This is a genomic window from Acerihabitans sp., from assembly GCF_036398755.1.
Lineage (GTDB): Bacteria > Pseudomonadota > Gammaproteobacteria > Enterobacterales > Enterobacteriaceae > Acerihabitans.
The window spans coordinates 1-16,558 of the sequence record NZ_DASWOM010000092.1; the positions used below are offsets into that span (position 1 = coordinate 1).

13 protein-coding genes and 1 pseudogene are annotated in these 16,558 nt (G+C 57.3%); all 14 read left to right on the forward strand.

What is annotated here, in order from left to right; all coding sequences use genetic code 11:
- Window positions 1-1,243 (forward strand): KPHS_23130 family T6SS system protein (locus VGC33_RS15355; protein WP_331121639.1); only part of this gene is annotated, 1,243 nt, incomplete at its 5' end.
- Window positions 1,240-4,638, forward strand: coding sequence for an ImcF-related family protein (locus VGC33_RS15360; protein WP_331121640.1), 3,399 nt, complete (start codon window positions 1,240-1,242; stop codon window positions 4,636-4,638). The genes VGC33_RS15355 and VGC33_RS15360, both read left to right, overlap by 4 nt.
- Before the next feature lie 35 nt (window positions 4,639-4,673).
- Window positions 4,674-6,266: a type VI secretion system protein TssA gene (gene tssA, locus VGC33_RS15365; protein WP_331121641.1), complete on the forward strand. Its 1,593-nt coding sequence runs from the start codon at window positions 4,674-4,676 to the stop codon at window positions 6,264-6,266.
- A gap of 22 nt (window positions 6,267-6,288) precedes the next feature.
- A pseudogene (locus VGC33_RS23345) lies at window positions 6,289-6,561 on the forward strand (PAAR domain-containing protein); the annotation flags it as partial.
- Between the two features lie 68 nt (window positions 6,562-6,629).
- A complete protein-coding gene (locus tag VGC33_RS23350; protein ID WP_331121642.1) occupies window positions 6,630-7,109 on the forward strand; it encodes a hypothetical protein in 480 nt (159 codons plus the stop codon).
- Window positions 7,110-7,700: 591 nt separating this feature from the next.
- Window positions 7,701-9,464 (forward strand): type VI secretion system baseplate subunit TssF, encoded by a 1,764-nt coding sequence (tssF, locus tag VGC33_RS15380; RefSeq protein ID WP_331121643.1) that lies wholly within the window; start codon window positions 7,701-7,703, stop codon window positions 9,462-9,464.
- Entirely contained in the window at window positions 9,428-10,516 is a 1,089-nt protein-coding gene (gene tssG / locus VGC33_RS15385; protein WP_331121644.1) for a type VI secretion system baseplate subunit TssG, read from the forward strand. The genes tssF and tssG overlap by 37 nt, the downstream gene beginning before the upstream one ends.
- Window positions 10,488-11,027, forward strand: coding sequence for a type VI secretion system lipoprotein TssJ (tssJ, locus tag VGC33_RS15390; protein WP_331121645.1), 540 nt, complete (start codon window positions 10,488-10,490; stop codon window positions 11,025-11,027). Before tssG ends, tssJ begins: the two co-directional genes overlap by 29 nt.
- Window positions 11,027-11,461 carry a type VI secretion system baseplate subunit TssE gene (tssE, locus tag VGC33_RS15395; RefSeq protein ID WP_331121646.1) on the forward strand — a complete coding sequence of 145 codons (435 nt, stop codon included), beginning with the start codon at window positions 11,027-11,029 and terminating at the stop codon, window positions 11,459-11,461. Before tssJ ends, tssE begins: the two co-directional genes overlap by 1 nt.
- A 26-nt stretch (window positions 11,462-11,487) precedes the next feature.
- The gene (locus VGC33_RS15400; RefSeq protein ID WP_331121647.1) at window positions 11,488-12,849 is read left to right on the forward strand and encodes a VasL domain-containing protein; all 1,362 of its coding nucleotides are present in this window, start codon (window positions 11,488-11,490) and stop codon (window positions 12,847-12,849) included.
- A gap of 221 nt (window positions 12,850-13,070) precedes the next feature.
- Window positions 13,071-14,177 (forward strand): DegT/DnrJ/EryC1/StrS family aminotransferase, encoded by a 1,107-nt coding sequence (locus VGC33_RS15405; protein ID WP_331121648.1) that lies wholly within the window; start codon window positions 13,071-13,073, stop codon window positions 14,175-14,177.
- Window positions 14,178-14,179: 2 nt separating this feature from the next.
- Window positions 14,180-15,118: a glycosyltransferase family 2 protein gene (locus tag VGC33_RS15410; RefSeq protein WP_331121649.1), complete on the forward strand. Its 939-nt coding sequence runs from the start codon at window positions 14,180-14,182 to the stop codon at window positions 15,116-15,118.
- Window positions 15,111-16,070 carry a WxcM-like domain-containing protein gene (locus VGC33_RS15415; RefSeq protein ID WP_331121650.1) on the forward strand — a complete coding sequence of 320 codons (960 nt, stop codon included), beginning with the start codon at window positions 15,111-15,113 and terminating at the stop codon, window positions 16,068-16,070. The genes VGC33_RS15410 and VGC33_RS15415 overlap by 8 nt, the downstream gene beginning before the upstream one ends.
- Window positions 16,046-16,492: a GtrA family protein gene (locus VGC33_RS15420; protein WP_331121651.1), complete on the forward strand. Its 447-nt coding sequence runs from the start codon at window positions 16,046-16,048 to the stop codon at window positions 16,490-16,492. Before VGC33_RS15415 ends, VGC33_RS15420 begins: the two co-directional genes overlap by 25 nt.
- Window positions 16,493-16,558 lie beyond the last annotated feature (66 nt).

Sequence of the window (16,558 nt, forward strand, 5' to 3'; positions counted from 1 at the left end):
ACTCATGCCCGTAAATTTAAACACAATCCCCGGTCCATATCGACGCCCTGCCCCGCCAAAACCTTTACGCTGGCTCTGCGCGTTGGTTTGTTTTGTTGGGTTCGGAATATTACTTTGGCGCGTTATGGGAAATAAGGCGAAAGAGCCATCTTTTTGGTGGCTTGCTATTGGCGCATCCGCCATTTGCTGGACAATCCTCCTGGGCTGTCGTCTGGCTGTCTACCTGTTGTGGCAAATCCGGGCCAACGCCTGGGACAAACGGCGCGAGCAGGTGATTTTGCGGGAGGTGCGTCGCGGCCGGCGGTCGTTGCACATTCTGGCCGCAGAATGCGAAATAGCGCATTCGACAACGTCTCGATCCACAGATGCTGATGTTACTGAGGCGTTGCTGGGTAACGAAGAACGGCTGATTGCTCAGGCATCCTGGCAGGGAGAACGCGGTATTCGGCACAGCCGGTTATCAATTGCCGAAGGCCTTTCGCCGGCTATGCAAATTTCCGCCGCTTTCGCCAATTTGCTGGAACGCCTCGCTGAACCTTTGTCTCATCTCCCGGAGGATAACCCCGTCGCCATTTTTCTGGCGTCCTCCTCCACTGTTTCAGACGCGCGGGTTAGGGAACTTTGGCAACAGTCCTGGCTTGATAGTGCACGGCCTCAGCCCTTTTTTTTTATAACGGGCCATGGGATGGCCGTCATCGATCATTGGCTGGATCACCGCATTAAAGATAAAGCGGTATTACTGGTGATTGCGCTGCAAATCGCGCCGCAACAACCGGAAATGACCGGTGAGGCGGTAGTGGGTATGCTGCTGGGTAACCGCCTGACCCAAAAAACGCTGACACCCATGGCGCTGCTCCATCGGCCTGAGTCTTCTCCTCCCCAACCGGAAACATTACAGCAAAAAATTGTGCAGGCGATGGACTGGGTTCCCTTGCACCCTGCCGTTGTGCAACATCTGTGGCTGGCGGGTTTAAGCGGAAGCAGCGAAGGATACCGATGCGCCGTGGTGGCTCTGGGCCAGCCCCCGCTCGCCGCTATCGATCCCGGCGTCGGCATACACAATTTTAACGAATTCCTGGGAGATCCCGGCCGCGCCGCCCCCTGGCTGGCCATTACCGCCGCCGCACAGGCCATAAGCAGATGCCCCGCACCACATATGATCATCAATGGCGAACAGGGCGGCGACGCTGTCTGGACTACCGTCGTATCCCCTGACGCTGCTCACAAGGAGAATAACGCGTGAAGCGCATTGCCTTACCCATGATAAAACCCGAAGTCTGGTTCTGGACGATAACACTGCTGTTTTTAATCGCGGGTATCCTGATGTGCTGGCTTATCTGGCAACACCCGGAGCGGGTGGGTCTTATTGCCGGTGCGGCGGAGCGTGGACATTGGTTGACCGGTCTGATGGTGGGGACGGGGATCGTGGCATTGTGCGCCCTGATTTCCTTTGTCGGTACCCGTATGTCCGGCAGAAAGCAGTTTGATGAAATACGCCAACAGGCGCGGGGCGATGATATCCCTGCGCCGGAGAAAGCAGAAAAAGCAGATGCCCTGTTCCATGGCGAATCGTCGCAGCTAAAAAATCGCCTGCGCCGCCGCTACGGTTTCTTCTGGCGTTGCAAAATCCGCCTGCTGATGGTGGTGGGCGAACCAGCGGAAATCGCCGCGCTGGTCCCCGGCCTGGCCGCTCAGGGCTGGCTTGAAGGTCAGCGCACGGTGCTGCTGCACGGCGGCAGCCTGCATGCGGCATGTGATGGGCCACGTCTGGACGAATGGCGAACACTGCGCCGCCCCCGTCCGCTCGACGGCGTGGTCTGGGCCCTCACCGGGTCACAGCGCCAGACGCCACAGTGGATGGATAACGGCCTGCGCTCGCTGGAGAAAACCGGCCAGGCGTTGCGATACCAGCCGCCGGTGTATCTGTGGCAGATCTGCGACAGCGCCTGGCCGCAAAGCGGCAGGGCCGAACAGCCGGTGGGCGCGCTGTTCCCGGATAATGCCGACCCGCAAACCATTGAACGGCAGATCCAGTCACTGTCGCCTCAACTGCGTGAACAGGGGATGCAGCAGGTGTTTGCCACCGGCCGCCATGACTTCCTGCTGCGCCTCGCCCAGTCCCTGGCCGCGAACGGCGCCGCACGCTGGCGCAGGGTATTGACCCCGTGGTGTACCGAATCCGCCCGGCGCATCCCCCTGCGCGGGCTGATGTTCAGTCTGCCGGATGTTTGCAACCCGTCAATCCCCCCGATGGATGCGCATAAGAATGCCTGGACGGCGCCGGCCAGTTGGCAAGGCGTGCTAGATGACTGCCGGACCGCGCGCGGGTGCCGCATCGGCTTGCCCTGGGAGCAAACGCTGTGCATCGCCCTGCTGACGCTGGTGGTGCTGTGGGGCGCGGGCGGCGTGGTGTCGTTTGCCGTGAACCGTCACCAGATGGTTGCCGCCGCCGGGCTGGCGCACCGGTTGGCCCAACCGCGGCAGGTCGCGGATGAACAGCTGATCGCCCTGCTGGCGCTGCGCAACGACATCGGCCGGCTGCAAACATGGGTGGCAAACGGCGCCCCCTGGTATCAGCGCTTTGGCTTGGATTACAGCGAACGGCTGCTCAATACCCTGATGCCGTGGTATGGCCATGCCGGGCACCGTCTTATCAGGGATGCCGCCGCCGACAGCTTGCGGCGAAAACTCAGCGTGCTGGTCAACCTGCCGGCCAATAGCCCGAAACGGGCGGCGCTGGCGAGAGCGGGATATGATCAGTTAAAAGCCTACCTGATGATGGCGCGCCCGGAAAAAGCCGACGCCGCATTCTACGCCCAGGTGATGATAACCACCGAGCCGGTGCGTCCCGGTGTCTCGCACGGATTATGGCAACGCCTGGCACCGGACTTATGGCGATTTTATGCGCTGAACCTGCCCGCGCAGCCTGGCTGGAAAATAACGCCGGACAGGGCGCTGGTATACCAGGCCCGACAGGTGCTGCTGGGGGAAATCGGCCAGCGCAACGCCGAAAGCACCTTGTATAAAAACATGCTGCTGTCGGTGAGCCGCCACTATGCCGATATGACCTTAACCGACATGACCGGCAGTACCGACGCACAGCGGCTGTTCAACAGCAAGGAGGTGGTGCCGGGCATATTCACCCGCAAGGCCTGGGATGAACAAATCCAGCAGGCGATCGACAACGCCGCCGCATCACGCCGGGAAGAGATTGACTGGGTCTTGAGCGACGACCGTCGTTCGGTCTGCGACGATATCTCGCCCGAGGCGCTGAAAAAACGTCTGACCGCGCGCTACTTCAATGATTTTGCCGGCAGTTGGCTCAAGTTTCTCAACAGCCTGAGCTGGAACGACGCACGCAATCTGTCTGAGGTTATCGATCAGTTGACCCTGATGAGCGATGTGCGTCAGTCGCCGCTGATTGCGCTGATGAACCAGCTGGCATGGCAGGGGCAAACAGGACAGAAAGCCCGCGCGCTGACAGACTCGCTGGTGAAATCCGCAAAGGCGCTGATAAACAGCGATTCACAGCCGGCCATTGATCAGCGTGCCGACGCTCCGGCCGGTCCGCTGGATGAGATCTTCGGTCCTCTGCTGGCGCTGATGGGTAAAGGCGGCGCGCAAAGCAGGACCTTCTCCGACAGCTCGCTCAGCCTGCAAACGCTGTTGACCCGCGTCACCCGCGTGCGTCTGAAACTTCAGCAGATCGCCAATGCCTCGGATCCGCGGGAAATGGCCCAGATACTGGCGCAGACCGTTTTCCGCGGCAAAAGCGTGGATCTGACCGACACGCAGGCGTACGGCAGTCTGATTGCCGCGAGTTTGGGTGAAGAATGGAACAGCTTCGGGCACAGCCTGTTTGTCCAGCCGCTGGCGCAGGCCTGGGAAACGGTATTACATCCCTCGTCCGCCAGCCTGAACGATCAGTGGAACAACACCGTCGTCGCCCACTGGAAATCCGCTTTTGACGGGCGCTATCCGTTTGCGATCGGTAACAGCGACGCTTCGCTGCCGATGCTGGCGGAATTTATCCGTAAGGACAGCGGCCATATCGACAGCTTCCTGACCCGCGAACTGCACGGCGTTTTGCATAAAGAAGGGACTCAATGGGTACCGGACCGGGTGAACAGTCAGGGGCTGACGTTTAATCCGGCGTTTCTTGCCGCCATCAATCAGCTAAGGCTTATCTCCGACATTCTGTTCACCGACGGCAGTCAGGGTATGAGTTTTGAGCTGCTGGCCCGCCCGGTTCCCAATGTGGTGGAAACCCATCTCTCCATTGATGGACAAAAACTGATCTACTTTAACCAGATGGCAAGCTGGCAACGCTTCCGCTGGCCGGGCGATACCTATAAACCGGGCGCCATGCTGACCTGGACGGAAGTCAACGCCGGCGCCCGTTTGTACGGGGATTACCAGGGAACCTGGGGGCTTATACGCTGGCTTGAGCAGGCGCAGCGGCAAAAGCTGGATGAAGGACGCTATCAGTTGACCTTCACCACCGCTGACCAACGGCCGCTGCAATGGATATTGCGCACCGAACTGGGTGAAGGCCCGCTGGGGCTGTTACAACTGCGCGATTTCACGCTGCCGGGACAGATTTTCCTGATGCGGGGCGCTTCGGCGCACGCACATTAAACCGCTCACCAGAACACGATTGCACAGGAGCAGCAATGGCGACACCCGCATCACTACTCAACGCCTGCGGCGCAGAGGCCGAATCACTTTTACAGCAGGCGCGGCAACAGGCAGCAAGGTGGGATAACTGGCTGCAACCGGTGACGCCGGATTTACCGGCAGGCAGGGATCCCGGCTACGACGATGATTTTCAGCGGATGCGCGAAGAGGTCAATAAACTTTCCGGTATCGATACCGCGCTGACCTGTAAGCTGGCTGAGAAACTGCTCACCGCGCAGTGCAAAGACGTGCGCGTCGCCACGTATTACATCTGGGCACGTCTGCATCGTGACGGTGAAGCCGGCCTGGCCGATGGGCTTTCCCTGCTGGCCGGACTGATTACCCGCTTTGGCGAGACGCTGCATCCGCGGCGCGGCGCCAGCCGCAAAACGGCGCTGGAGTGGCTATCGGGTTCGCGGGTACTTGACAGCCTGTCGTTGTATCCGGAAGTCGATAAAGGCGATTTTACGCGTATTGTCGGCGCGCTTATCATGATAGAACAAGGGGTTAACCGTTGGGATGACGCCTCTCGGCCGCAGCTCGGCGCGTTATGCGCCGCGCTGGAAAACCGGCTGGTACAATCCGGCGGCCTGAATGCGGTGGTACCGCAAAACAGCGGTACTTCATCATCGACACCGGTTAATAACAGCGCCTCGCCATCATTGCGTCCGGTGCAGTCAGGACGCGACCTGCTCGATCAGGCCAAGACGCTGGCCAAATATTTGCGCGACCAGCCGCAGGGGTGGCTCTCCGGGCATCACTTGATCAAGAGTGTGCGTTGGGACACCGTGCATGAGTTGCCGACGCTGGATGTCTCCGGGCGTACCCGCCTGCCGCCGCCGCGCCCTGAGTATTGCGCCCGGCTTAAACGCCTCTACCGGCAGCAAAGCTGGCCGGAGTTGCTCAAACAGGCGGATTCGATGTTTGCTGAAGGCGTAAACCACTTCTGGCTGGACACGCAGTGGTATCTGCATCAGGCGCTCACGCAATCCGGCGCGCCCTTTGACGGCTGGGCAAGCTGCATTACGCAGGATTTGAACCTGCTGCTGACCCGCCTGCCCGGGCTTCAAAGCCTATCCTGGAGCGACGGTACGCCGTTCGCCGATGACATAACCCAGGGCTGGATAAACCGGCAGGTGCTGGCATCCGCCGCCGGTTGGCACGGCGAGCCTGTCGACGCCACCTTCGCCGAAGACGATATTCTGCAACTTGAACCCGAAGCACTGGCGCAAGCCGACAGCGACGGCGTTGAGCAGGCGCTGTATTGGCTGCAATCCCGGCCCGGGGTCGCCACGCCGCGCCATCAGTGGCTTTTACGTTTAGTGATGGCCCGTGTTGCCGAACAGTACGGCAAAGTCGACATGGCCTTGCATCTGCTGGGCGATCTGGATGACGGCAGTTCCTCCCTGAGTCTGACGCAGTGGGAACCGGAGCTGGTTTTTGAAGTCAAGGCCCGTCGCCTGAAGCTTCTGCGCATGAAGATCCCGCGCGCGGACGGCGACAAAAATCGTTTGCAGGCGGCAATGGAAAACCTGCTCAGCGGGCTAATTACGCTAGACCCTGCCCGAGCCGCCGTGTTATGCGGTTAAATCATTAAAAAGAGGAATTTTTATGGCAAAAGGATATTACCTGGTAATAAAAGACGCCACCACCTGCGGAGGAATGATAACCGAAGGCGACCCCACCCACACCTTGTTTGGCAAAGCTATTGCCCGGGAACAGGATCGCGTCACCTGCGGCAAATTCCCGGGAATGTATGCCATCATCGGCCACGTGCCGGGGGATTCCATAAATGGCCGTAAATTTGCCGGCACGCTGCACAGCAAAAGCAGTTGTCCGTGCCAGGCGCGGTTTACATTATCGATGAATAACGATTCGTATGAATCAGAGGACGGCAGGCCTCCAGGAAAGGATGGATAGACATTACTCAGTCTGGCCCAGGGCAAATCGTAGTGAACTATGGCGTGAGGGGACGAGATGCGATCGACACGTCAATTTTAATCGCGAAGCTGGGTGGTTTTGGCATCAGGGCCACGACTTTTGTAAATGAAAAGGGTACTGAGCTTATTGAATTATCTGGCTATCCTGGGATAAGAAAGATATGGCCGCAAAAACACTATTATAGCAGGGGGAAGGCTAACTTTTTATTTCTCCGCAGCATATCGTCTTGCATGTCATGGGCGGCCGGTGCCGGAGTCGCAACTATGATGTCCTTTGTGGCAGGGCCAATCATTGCTGTAATAGTCGCGGGTTTGATTACTGCGGTTATTCTTGATAAACCAGATGATAAGTTGGGTGTTACTGACACACTAGTTTCTTATATTGAATCTGCGCAACAAGAAATGATGGGTAAAGCTCATGAAATTCAAAGCAAGACCTGGGATTTGGGATCAATGTATAGAGACGGTTTTTGGACAAAGGAAAGGAAGTGATAGAGTCACAATTAATGGAATATTTACGAAACAATATTGATGACATTACCCCGAGAATCTATTGATGTTAATCGATAATATAAATAAAAGAGTAACCGTATTACTCATGGTGCTGGTATCTTCCCTCATACCGCCGACATGATCATACTTTAAACCACATGAATATTAGAGTTATTTTTGGTTAAATAATGTAGTGGTGTAGAGTATATTTGACATTGCACTTATTTTAAACCCGTTTATTTATCCATTTGTCTATTCTAGGCGCCTATAAAGTTATTTATGGTAAAAAGCACCCTTTAAGGTGCAAAAAACAATTTTTTTGTACTCGTTAGCTATTTCATGGCTTGCCTACTGACTGTTTAGCCATATATTTTATATACAAATAGCCTTAATTCTAAAGGATATGTCCAGTGCTTAGGCGTTCCTTCTGGCTGGATGCCCGGCATGGCCACCAAATATGCCATTGACAGTTAAAAATGCAACACAGTATAACCTATTCTCATTGTGTAAAATAAAAAACCCGTTCCTTCAGCCTGTTGAATTATAAATTATATCCCTATTCATTATCCTCCCTGCTTTACTGAGAACACCATGGACGACTTGACATTGCGTTATTTTGACGCCGAGATGCGTTACCTGCGCGAGGCGGGCGAAGAGTTTGCCCGCGCGCATCCTGACCGTGCCGCCGGACTCAACCTGGATAAAGCCGGTTCCCGTGATCCGTACGCGGAACGCCTGTTCGAAGGCTTTGCCTTCCTGATGGGCCGCCTGCGGGAAAAGCTCGATGACGACTTACCCGAACTGACCGAAGGGCTCGTCAGCCTGCTTTGGCCACACTACCTGCGCACCATTCCTTCCCTCTCCATTGTGGAATTCACGCCGCAATGGCAGGGGATGAAAGAGCGCATGATGGTGACTAAAGGATTTGAAGTGCTCTCAAGGCCTATCGGTGAACGGGCGACGCGTTGCCGCTATACCACCACGCGGGAAATTGAACTGCTCCCGCTCTCGCTGCATCGCGCCGTGCTGGATACCGAGCCGGACGGCCGGTCGGTGATCCGCCTGCGCTTTCGCTGTGGGGAACTGGCGGACTGGAGCCAAATCAATCTGGGCCATCTGCCGCTCTATTTTAATGCCGACGCGCCGCTGGCCTGCGCTTTATATGAAGCCTTCACGCTCACTCCCGGCACACTGTGGCTGCGCCTGCCGGGCCAGGCTGACCGCCGGCGGTTGGACGCGTTCTTTGCCCCGCAGGGTTTTAGCGACCAGGACAGGCTATGGCCGAAAGGCGATAGCGCGTTCAGCGGCTATCAGTTGCTACTGGAGTACTTCACCTTTCGCGAGAAGTTTATGTTCGTGGCCCTTAAGGGGCTGGACTCGTTTGCCTTGCCGCCCGGGCTTGCCTGGTTTGACATTGACCTGGTGCTGAATAAACGCTGGGAGCACGATTTCTCGTTCTCGGAAAAACACCTGCGATTGCACTGCGTGCCGGTGATCAACCTGTTTGCTCTGGAATCCGACCCGCTTTCACTCTCGTCGCTTCAGACGGAGTATCTGTTGCGCCCGATGCGCGTGCAGGACGGCCATACCGAGATCTACTCGGTGGACTCGGTTATCTCCTCCCGGCATTCAGGCCATCAAAGGTATGTCCCCTTCACCAGTTTTCGCCACAAAGGGGGGATGCTGCGTCATGACGCGCCGGAGTATTACTATCATACCCGCGTAAAACGCGGGCCTTCGGGTCTGCACGATACCTGGGTGATCCTCGGCGGTGAGGCGTTTGATAACCATCGGGTGCCGGATAACGAAAACCTGTCCCTGAGCCTGACCGGCACCAACGGGCAGTTGCCACGCAAAGCCCTGCAAAGCACGGTGCTTGATACGGTGGTGAAATCGACCGGCGCGAACGTGCGGGTGCGCAATCTGTCGGTGCCATCAATGCCCTGTTATCCCCCCAACCGCGATCGTTTTCATTGGCGGGTGTTAAGCCATCTGGGCAGTAGTTTCCTGTGGATGATGGATAACGCCGACGTGCTGCGCGGTACGCTGGCGCTATATGACTGGACGGAAAGCGAGATCAACCGCCGACGGCTGGACGCCATCGTCGAGGTAAAACACAGCGAGATCGAGCGCTTTGACGGCGGTTATTTGCTGCGCGGCGTTCACGTTGAAATCACGCTCGACAGCCATGGGTTTGCCGGGGCCGGTGATATCTGCCTGTTTGGAGAAATGCTCAGCCGCTTCTTCGCGCTGTATACCGATATCCATTTGTTTAACCGCCTGACCCTGCTATTGCAACCGACAGGAGAACGCCTGGAATGGGAAGAGAATCACACACCGCGCATTCCCGGCTAATCGCCAGGCTAGAGCGGGATATCGGCAAAATCAACTTCTACCGCTTCTGCCAGTTACTGGAACAACCTCCCGGCACGCCGCCGCTGGGCAGTACCGCCAATCCGGCGGACGATCCGGTGCGGTTCCGCCCACATCCCGGTATGGGTTTTCCGGTCAGTGAACTGAAAGCGGTGGAAAGGGATGCGGGCCATCCGGATGCGCCGCCGACCATACGTACCACTTTTTTGGGGCTGTATGGCGTGGATTCGCCGCTGCCGTCGTCCTATACCGACGATATTACCCGGCAGCGCGACGGGCATGAGACGCTGGAAGGCTTCCTCGATATTTTTAATCATCGCATCATGACGCAGTTTTACCGTATCTGGCGAAAATACTCTTATCCGGCCACGTTTGAGGCCGGCGGCCAGGATGATACCTCGCAGCGTTTGCTGGGACTGATTGGCATGGGAATACCCGGCTCGCAGCAGCATTTTGCCACGCCGGCCTCGCGCTTCCTGGCGTTGCTGGGGGTTATGCGCCAGCCGGGGAGAACGGCTGAAGGGGTGCAGGCACTGGTGCGGCTGCTGGCACCCTTTACCCAGGCCGATATCGCGCCCCACTGCCTGCGCCGGGTGCGTATCACGTCGCCGATGGCGTTTGACGACGACCGGGCCAACTGGCTGGACGGCAACGCCATCATGGGCGATGAGGCTGTCGATGCCAACAGCCAGTTGCTGATTTCCCTGCGCACATCCGACGGTGACGAAGCCAGGGAATGGCTGCCGGAGGGCCGGATTTATGCCGATTTCCTGGTGTTGCTGAGGGTCTATCTGGGCTGGCGTTATAAGGCATGTCTCCAGCTTAGGGTGCCGACCCATCTGCTACCGGCGCCGGTGCTGGGCGAATCCATGATGAGACTGGGGCTGACCGTCGTGCTGGGCCTGGATGCCGAAACGCCGGCAGAGGATATGGCTGAATTTTTTACCCTGGACCTGGGCCGCTACGGCGGCATGGCTCCCGATACGCAGAAAAAAGGAGAACGTCGTGTTATCAAATTTCGCCTGGAACAATAGAATCGTTTTACCGGCGCTGGCTGTTTTACTGAGCGGCTGCGGGTTGAATCAAACCGTGGCGGACGGCGGCGCATCCGTGACCCGATCGCTGTTTTACAAACAGGTGAAAATCCTGCGGCTGGATTTCACCGCGCGCGAAGCGCTGAACACCGACGCCGGCGAGGAGAATTCTGCCTCGCTGCCGGTGATGGTTCGCATCTATCAGTTACGTGATGATAAAAACTTCAGGAATAGGGTGTATCAACAGTTGGCGGATAATGGTGATAACGCGCTTAAAGAGGATGTGCTTGCCGGCCGCAGCCTGGTAGTGAAACCCGGCACGGCGGCGTCGCTGAATATGCCGATGGAGAAAGACGCGCGATTTGTCGCAATCGTCGGCCTGTTCCGCCAACCGGAAAGGGAAAAAAATCGTTGGCGCCTCGTTCTGGCCCGAGGCGATCTGCATCCCGATAAACCACGCACCATAGAGCTTGGTAATAATGGCCTGACGCTCCGGGCGGAGAAACAATGATGCCGGGATCCCACGCCCCCTCGATCTATGAAATGCTGCTCGGCAACTTCGCCGGCGGCCTCGCCCTCCACCAGATCGGTGAAGAGGAGCAGGTCATCCTTTCCGTGCTCGACAATATGCAGCGCATCCTCAACTGCCGCGCCGGCACGCTGAGCCACTTGCCGGATTATGGCCTGCCGGACATGAGTGTAATATTGCAGGGAATGCCCGGCATGGCGCATTCCCTGTTGACCACCCTTACCGCCACGCTGCTGAAATATGAGCCCCGCCTCAAAAGCGTGAGCGCGGTGCCGCTGCCGCAGTCCAGGCCTGGACATCTTGAGTACGACATCGACTGCGAACTGAAAGACTTCGGTCTGGTGCGCTTTGGCACCCTGTTCATGCCGGAAGGCCGTGTGCTGATCCGCTATTTGAAACAACAGAACTGCCTCTGACCCAACACGTCCGGAAGGAATCGATTATGCCTATTGAACGCCGGCTGCGCACCGGGGGCGACCCCCGTGCGCTGGCTGATTATGCCGTTTTACATGAAGAAGTGAACAAGCTAAACCATCCGGCGCGTCCGGATGTGAACTGGAGCAAGGTGGAACAGCTGTGTCTGAGCCTGTTCCAGCAAAACGGCATCGACCTGCAAACCGCGGCATGGTACACCCAGGCCCGGGCGCAACTCGTCGGTCTGTCGGGACTGAAAGAAGGATTGGCGATCGTCGAGGCGCTGATCTCCCGCCAATGGGTGGGGATGTGGCCAGAGCCGGTGCATGCGCGCATAGAAATCCTCACCGGTCTGAGCCAGCGCCTTCAGCATCAACTGCGGGTAATGGCGCTGGAATATCGCGATCTGCCGCAAATCCATCAGGCGGAAAAATGTATCGAGGCGCTGTGTGCGGCGCTGCGGCGCCTTGAACTCAAGCATATCAGTCAGTTGAGCGCGCTGAGTCTCTTTATGCACGGCGCGGCGGTACGGCTGGAGAACAGGTATGCCGCCACGGACACCACCCTCGTGCTGCCCGCTCCGGCGACCCATCCGGCGGGGGAATGGCCGGCCGGCGCCCGCGAAACCTGGGTCTATGCTCCGCGGGGAGAGCCGGTGGCGCCGCGGGTGATTATCTCCCCGGCACCCCGGGCGAAACGCCCGATCCAGTGGATAGGTTTTGCAGCGGGTATGCTCGTGACGGTACTGGCCGGCGGCGGCATGCTGGTGGGCGTGAACGCGTTTTATCATCCACCGGCCCGAGAGCAACTGATGGCAACGCTGCGGGTCCTTCCCAAGCCATTAAGCGCACCGGCACTCGAAACCCTGAAAAACCATGAGCCCGGAATGCTCAATCGCGAAGCAACGCAGCTTATCGCCGCTACGCGCCAGCAAATCCATCGCCTGGCAAAACTGTCGCCGCGTTGGGCACAGGACACCGGTACGCAACTGGCGCATCAAACCCGGATACTCTGGCCGGATAATCCGGCGGCGAAACGGCTGACGCAAGAGTGGGCTGAACAGTTTACCGCCAACGCCACGCCGTTGGAAAAACTCGACGGTTGGCATTGCGCCAATACTCAGCTACAGCAACTGGCGGATAAGCTTAATGGACTGGATGAAAAACGCGGCAAATACATGACCGTCTCACAGCTGAAATCCTCGGTCTTTGCTATTCAGCAGGCGCTGGACCGTTCGCCGCCGCTCGAGGAGTCCCTGCGTAAATTAGCCGAAGCGCGGCAGCGGGAAAACGCCATATCACCCCGGTTGCTGATGCAACTTGATAGCCAGTTCGTGCAGTTGCTGAACCGCTACGCATTACTGGCTTCGCCAAGGGAACCCGTGGGTTGATGGATGACGGCCGCTAAAAGTGCGGCCGGCACAGCCTGCCCGGGACTGAATTTTCTCGGGTAAATAGCATCAGCCGGAATGGGGGAAAAAACTCTTTTCGTCAATCTTCGCTAAACGGTTAACTAAAACGATTATGGCTTACGTGATTATACGGCTTAACTACAACCTATGAATGCCGACAACCATATCAGTTATAAATTTATGCGAAGGAAGGCCCGTATATGGACATGCACGAGCTTGAACTTTTCTGCGCCGCCAAGGCGAACGCGGGCCTCGATTTTATTACGCCGCTGCACAAGGTCTTAGCCAGTCAACGATATGTGATGGGCAACGAGACGCGATCATTTGAAAATGAGTTCGCCGGCTATCTTGGCGTGAACCATTGCATTAGCGTTGCCAACGGTTCCGATGCGCTGGAACTCGCCCTTCGCAGCCTTGACGTGCCGTCCGGCGGGCGCGTCGTTACGGTTGCCAACGCCGGGTTTTACGCCAGCAGCGCAATCTATGCCATTGGCGCCGAACCGGTTTATCTCGACGTTGATTCAGCTACCCTCAACCTTTGCCCCAGCGCCTTGGCGGCGGTGCTTGACGCCTCCATAGCCGCCATCATCGTCACCCATCTCTACGGTCAGCTTGCCGCTATTGAGGACATTATCCGCCTGGCGTCGGCGGCGGGCATACCGGTGGTTGAAGACTGCGCCCAGGCGCATGGCGCCCGGCGCAACGGCAAGCTGGCGGGCAGCTTTGGCGCCGTCGCCTGTTTTAGTTTCTATCCGACCAAGAATCTCGGCGCGTTGGGTGATGGCGGCGCGGTGGTGACCAATGACCACGACATCGCGACGCGCCTGCGTCAATTGCGCCAATATGGCTGGGCGCAAAAATATCAGGTCGCCATCCCCGGCGGGCGCAACAGCCGTATGGATGAGATGCAGGCGGCTATTTTGCGCATCAAGCTGCCTTACCTTGATGGATGGAATGAACAGCGCCGATCCATCGCCCAACGCTATAACGCGGCGTTTGCCGGTTTTGACGCGCGATTGCCCTGTTCCACCGCGTCCGACTACGTGGCTCATCTTTACGTTGTCCGGCTCGCGGACCGGCAACGGTTCATCAGCGCGCTGAAACGTAAAGCGATAACCGCCGATATCCATTATCCCACGCCCGATCACCGCCAGGCAGCCTATATTGCCAGACCTCCCCTTCCGCTCACCGTTACCGGCCTCGCCTGCGACACCGTGGTTTCCCTGCCCTGCTACCCTGGCCTGGCCGCTGATGAGGTCGATCGCGTCATCGCGGCGGTGTCGGCCTATTTCAAGCAGGAGGGATGAAGGTGTTGACGCTGATCATACCCGTTTATCTTAACGAAAATAATCTTCCCGACCTGCTGGCCGCCGTCGCCGGCTTGGATAACCAGTTGGAACACGCGTTGGAAGCGGTTTTCGTGGTCGACGGCAGCCCCGATCGCTGTTACGAACTGCTGCACAAGCAATTGCCATTGCAGCCATTCCGGTCAACGCTGGTGCTGCTGTCGCGAAATTTCGGTTCGTTTATGGCCATCAGGACCGGCTTGCAGTATGGCAAAGGCCAGCGTTTCGCCGTCATGGCGGCGGATTTGCAAGAGCCGCCGGAGCTGGTCCTGGTGATGAATCAGGTCCTGCTGCATCAGCAGATCGACGTTGTGGTGGGCGCGCGCGAAGGCCGGCACGACCCCTGGATGAGCCGCATGGCCGCAAAAATATTCTGGGGCCTGTATCGCCGTTACGTCATTGAGGACATGCCCGCGGGCGGCGTAGATGTCTTTGCCTGCAACAAAACATTCCGTGACCGGCTACTCACCCTGGAAGAGCGCCACAGCTCACTGATAGCACAGATATTCTGGCTCGGTTACCGCCGCCGGGTGGTGGCCTACTCCCGCCGCAAAAGGCTTCATGGGCGGTCTGCATGGACCCTGGACAAGAAAATCAGTTACATGATGGACAGCATATTTTCCTACACCGACCTGCCCATCAAATTACTGATACGCGTGGGCGCGTTGGGTTCCTGCATGGCCGTGCTGCTGGGAGTACTGACCCTGGTGGTCAAATTTTCCGGCGCAAGCGAAATACCCGGCTATGCCATGATTATGCTTACCATCACATTCTTGGGCTGCCTGATTCTTTTAGGCATCGGCACCGTCGGTTCTTATGCATGGCGCACTTACGAAAATACCAAGCATCGGCCTCTAGCCATCCCGATGCGCGTTGAAGCTTTTGGAGGCGGAGATGAATAACGGTAAAAGTTTCTTTGTCCATGGCCAGGCATTATGTGAATCGGAGGACATTGGCGAGAATACGCGCATCTGGGCGTTTACCCATATTTTGCCGGGGGCGCGCCTGGGCCGTGATTGCAATGTTTGTGACCATGTCTTTATTGAAAATGATGTCCAGATTGGGCATCGGGTAACGTTGAAATGCGGTGTCCAGATATGGGACGGCATTATCATAGAAGACGATGTGTTTATCGGCCCCAATGTCACCTTTACCAACGATCCCTTTCCCCGCAGCAAAGTCTACCCGCAAAAATTTGCGCGCACGGTGATCGGTAAAGGCGCGTCTTTGGGCGCAAACAGTACTATCCTGCCGGGCCTGACCATAGGTCCGAACGCTATGATTGGCGCGGGGGCCGTCGTGACGCGCTCAATACCCGCCAACGCCATTGTGGTCGGCAATCCCGCCACCATCGTGGGCTATGCTGACGCCAGGCCGGTCGGCGCTGAACAGATAGCCGTTGCGGAAAAGGCGCCGATGCGCCTGCAAACCAGGGTGAAAGGCGTGAGCCTGCATGCCATGGACAAATTCACCGACATTCGCGGCAGCTTGTCGGTGAGCGATTTTGGTCAAACGGTGCCGTTCAAACCGGTTCGCTATTTTCTGATTTACAATGTGCCCACACAGCAAATCCGCGGCGAACACGCGCACCGGGTTTGCCATCAATTCCTCATCGCGGTAAAAGGACGGGTGCATGTGGTGGCTGACGACGGCATAAACCGCCAGGAATTTATCCTCGACAAGCCCACCCGGGGCGTTTATCTGCCGGCCATGACCTGGGGCATTCAGTCCCGCTATTCCCCAGATGCCATTTTGCTGGTATTTGCCTCGCATCATTACGATGCGGCGGACTATATACGGGATTATGACGAATTCAGGATGCTCAGCGAATGCTCAGGCGACTGGCGGCCATGACGGTAAATCCATTCACATTGCATAAGCGGAGCCTTGTCCGTTTTCTGGTGTCAGGCGGGCTTAATACGGCCTTGACCTACGGCATTTTTTTACTGCTGCTGATGGTTTACAGCTATGCGGCCAGCTTCACCATCGCCTATGTGGCGGGTATTTTATTGGCTTATCTGCTCAATCGCTTTTTTGTATTTAACCAGCATCGAGGACTGAAATCACTTATCTGGCTGCCTTGCGTTTATTTATTACAGTATATATTAAACATGATGTTTTTATGGTGCTGGGTGGAAAAATGGGGTCTCGCCGTCCGATTAGCGCCGCTGGCGTCAATAGTCGCCACTCTGCCGGTAACTTATTTTTTTTCCAGGCGACTCTTCCAACCGGTTGGCCTTTCCCGCGAGCGGCGACCGGGTATGCCGGTTAAATGATGCCTGCCGCGCCGCCGCTTTCCCGCTCTCTGTTTTTACCGGCGCGGGCAACATTGGAGCATAACG

Excerpts from the sequence above, each read along its gene's own strand:
- tssA (WP_331121641.1), top strand. The coding sequence starts at position 4,674 with ATGGCGACACCCGCATCACTACTCAACGCCTGCGGCGCAGAGGCCGAA.
- tssF (WP_331121643.1), top strand. The coding sequence starts at position 7,701 with ATGGACGACTTGACATTGCGTTATTTTGACGCCGAGATGCGTTACCTG.
- tssG (WP_331121644.1), top strand. The coding sequence starts at position 9,428 with ATGGGAAGAGAATCACACACCGCGCATTCCCGGCTAATCGCCAGGCTA.
- tssE (WP_331121646.1), top strand. The coding sequence starts at position 11,027 with ATGCCGGGATCCCACGCCCCCTCGATCTATGAAATGCTGCTCGGCAAC.
- VGC33_RS15400 (WP_331121647.1), top strand. The coding sequence starts at position 11,488 with ATGCCTATTGAACGCCGGCTGCGCACCGGGGGCGACCCCCGTGCGCTG.
- VGC33_RS15405 (WP_331121648.1), top strand. The coding sequence starts at position 13,071 with ATGGACATGCACGAGCTTGAACTTTTCTGCGCCGCCAAGGCGAACGCG.
- VGC33_RS15415 (WP_331121650.1), top strand. The coding sequence starts at position 15,111 with ATGAATAACGGTAAAAGTTTCTTTGTCCATGGCCAGGCATTATGTGAA.
- VGC33_RS15420 (WP_331121651.1), top strand. The coding sequence starts at position 16,046 with ATGCTCAGGCGACTGGCGGCCATGACGGTAAATCCATTCACATTGCAT.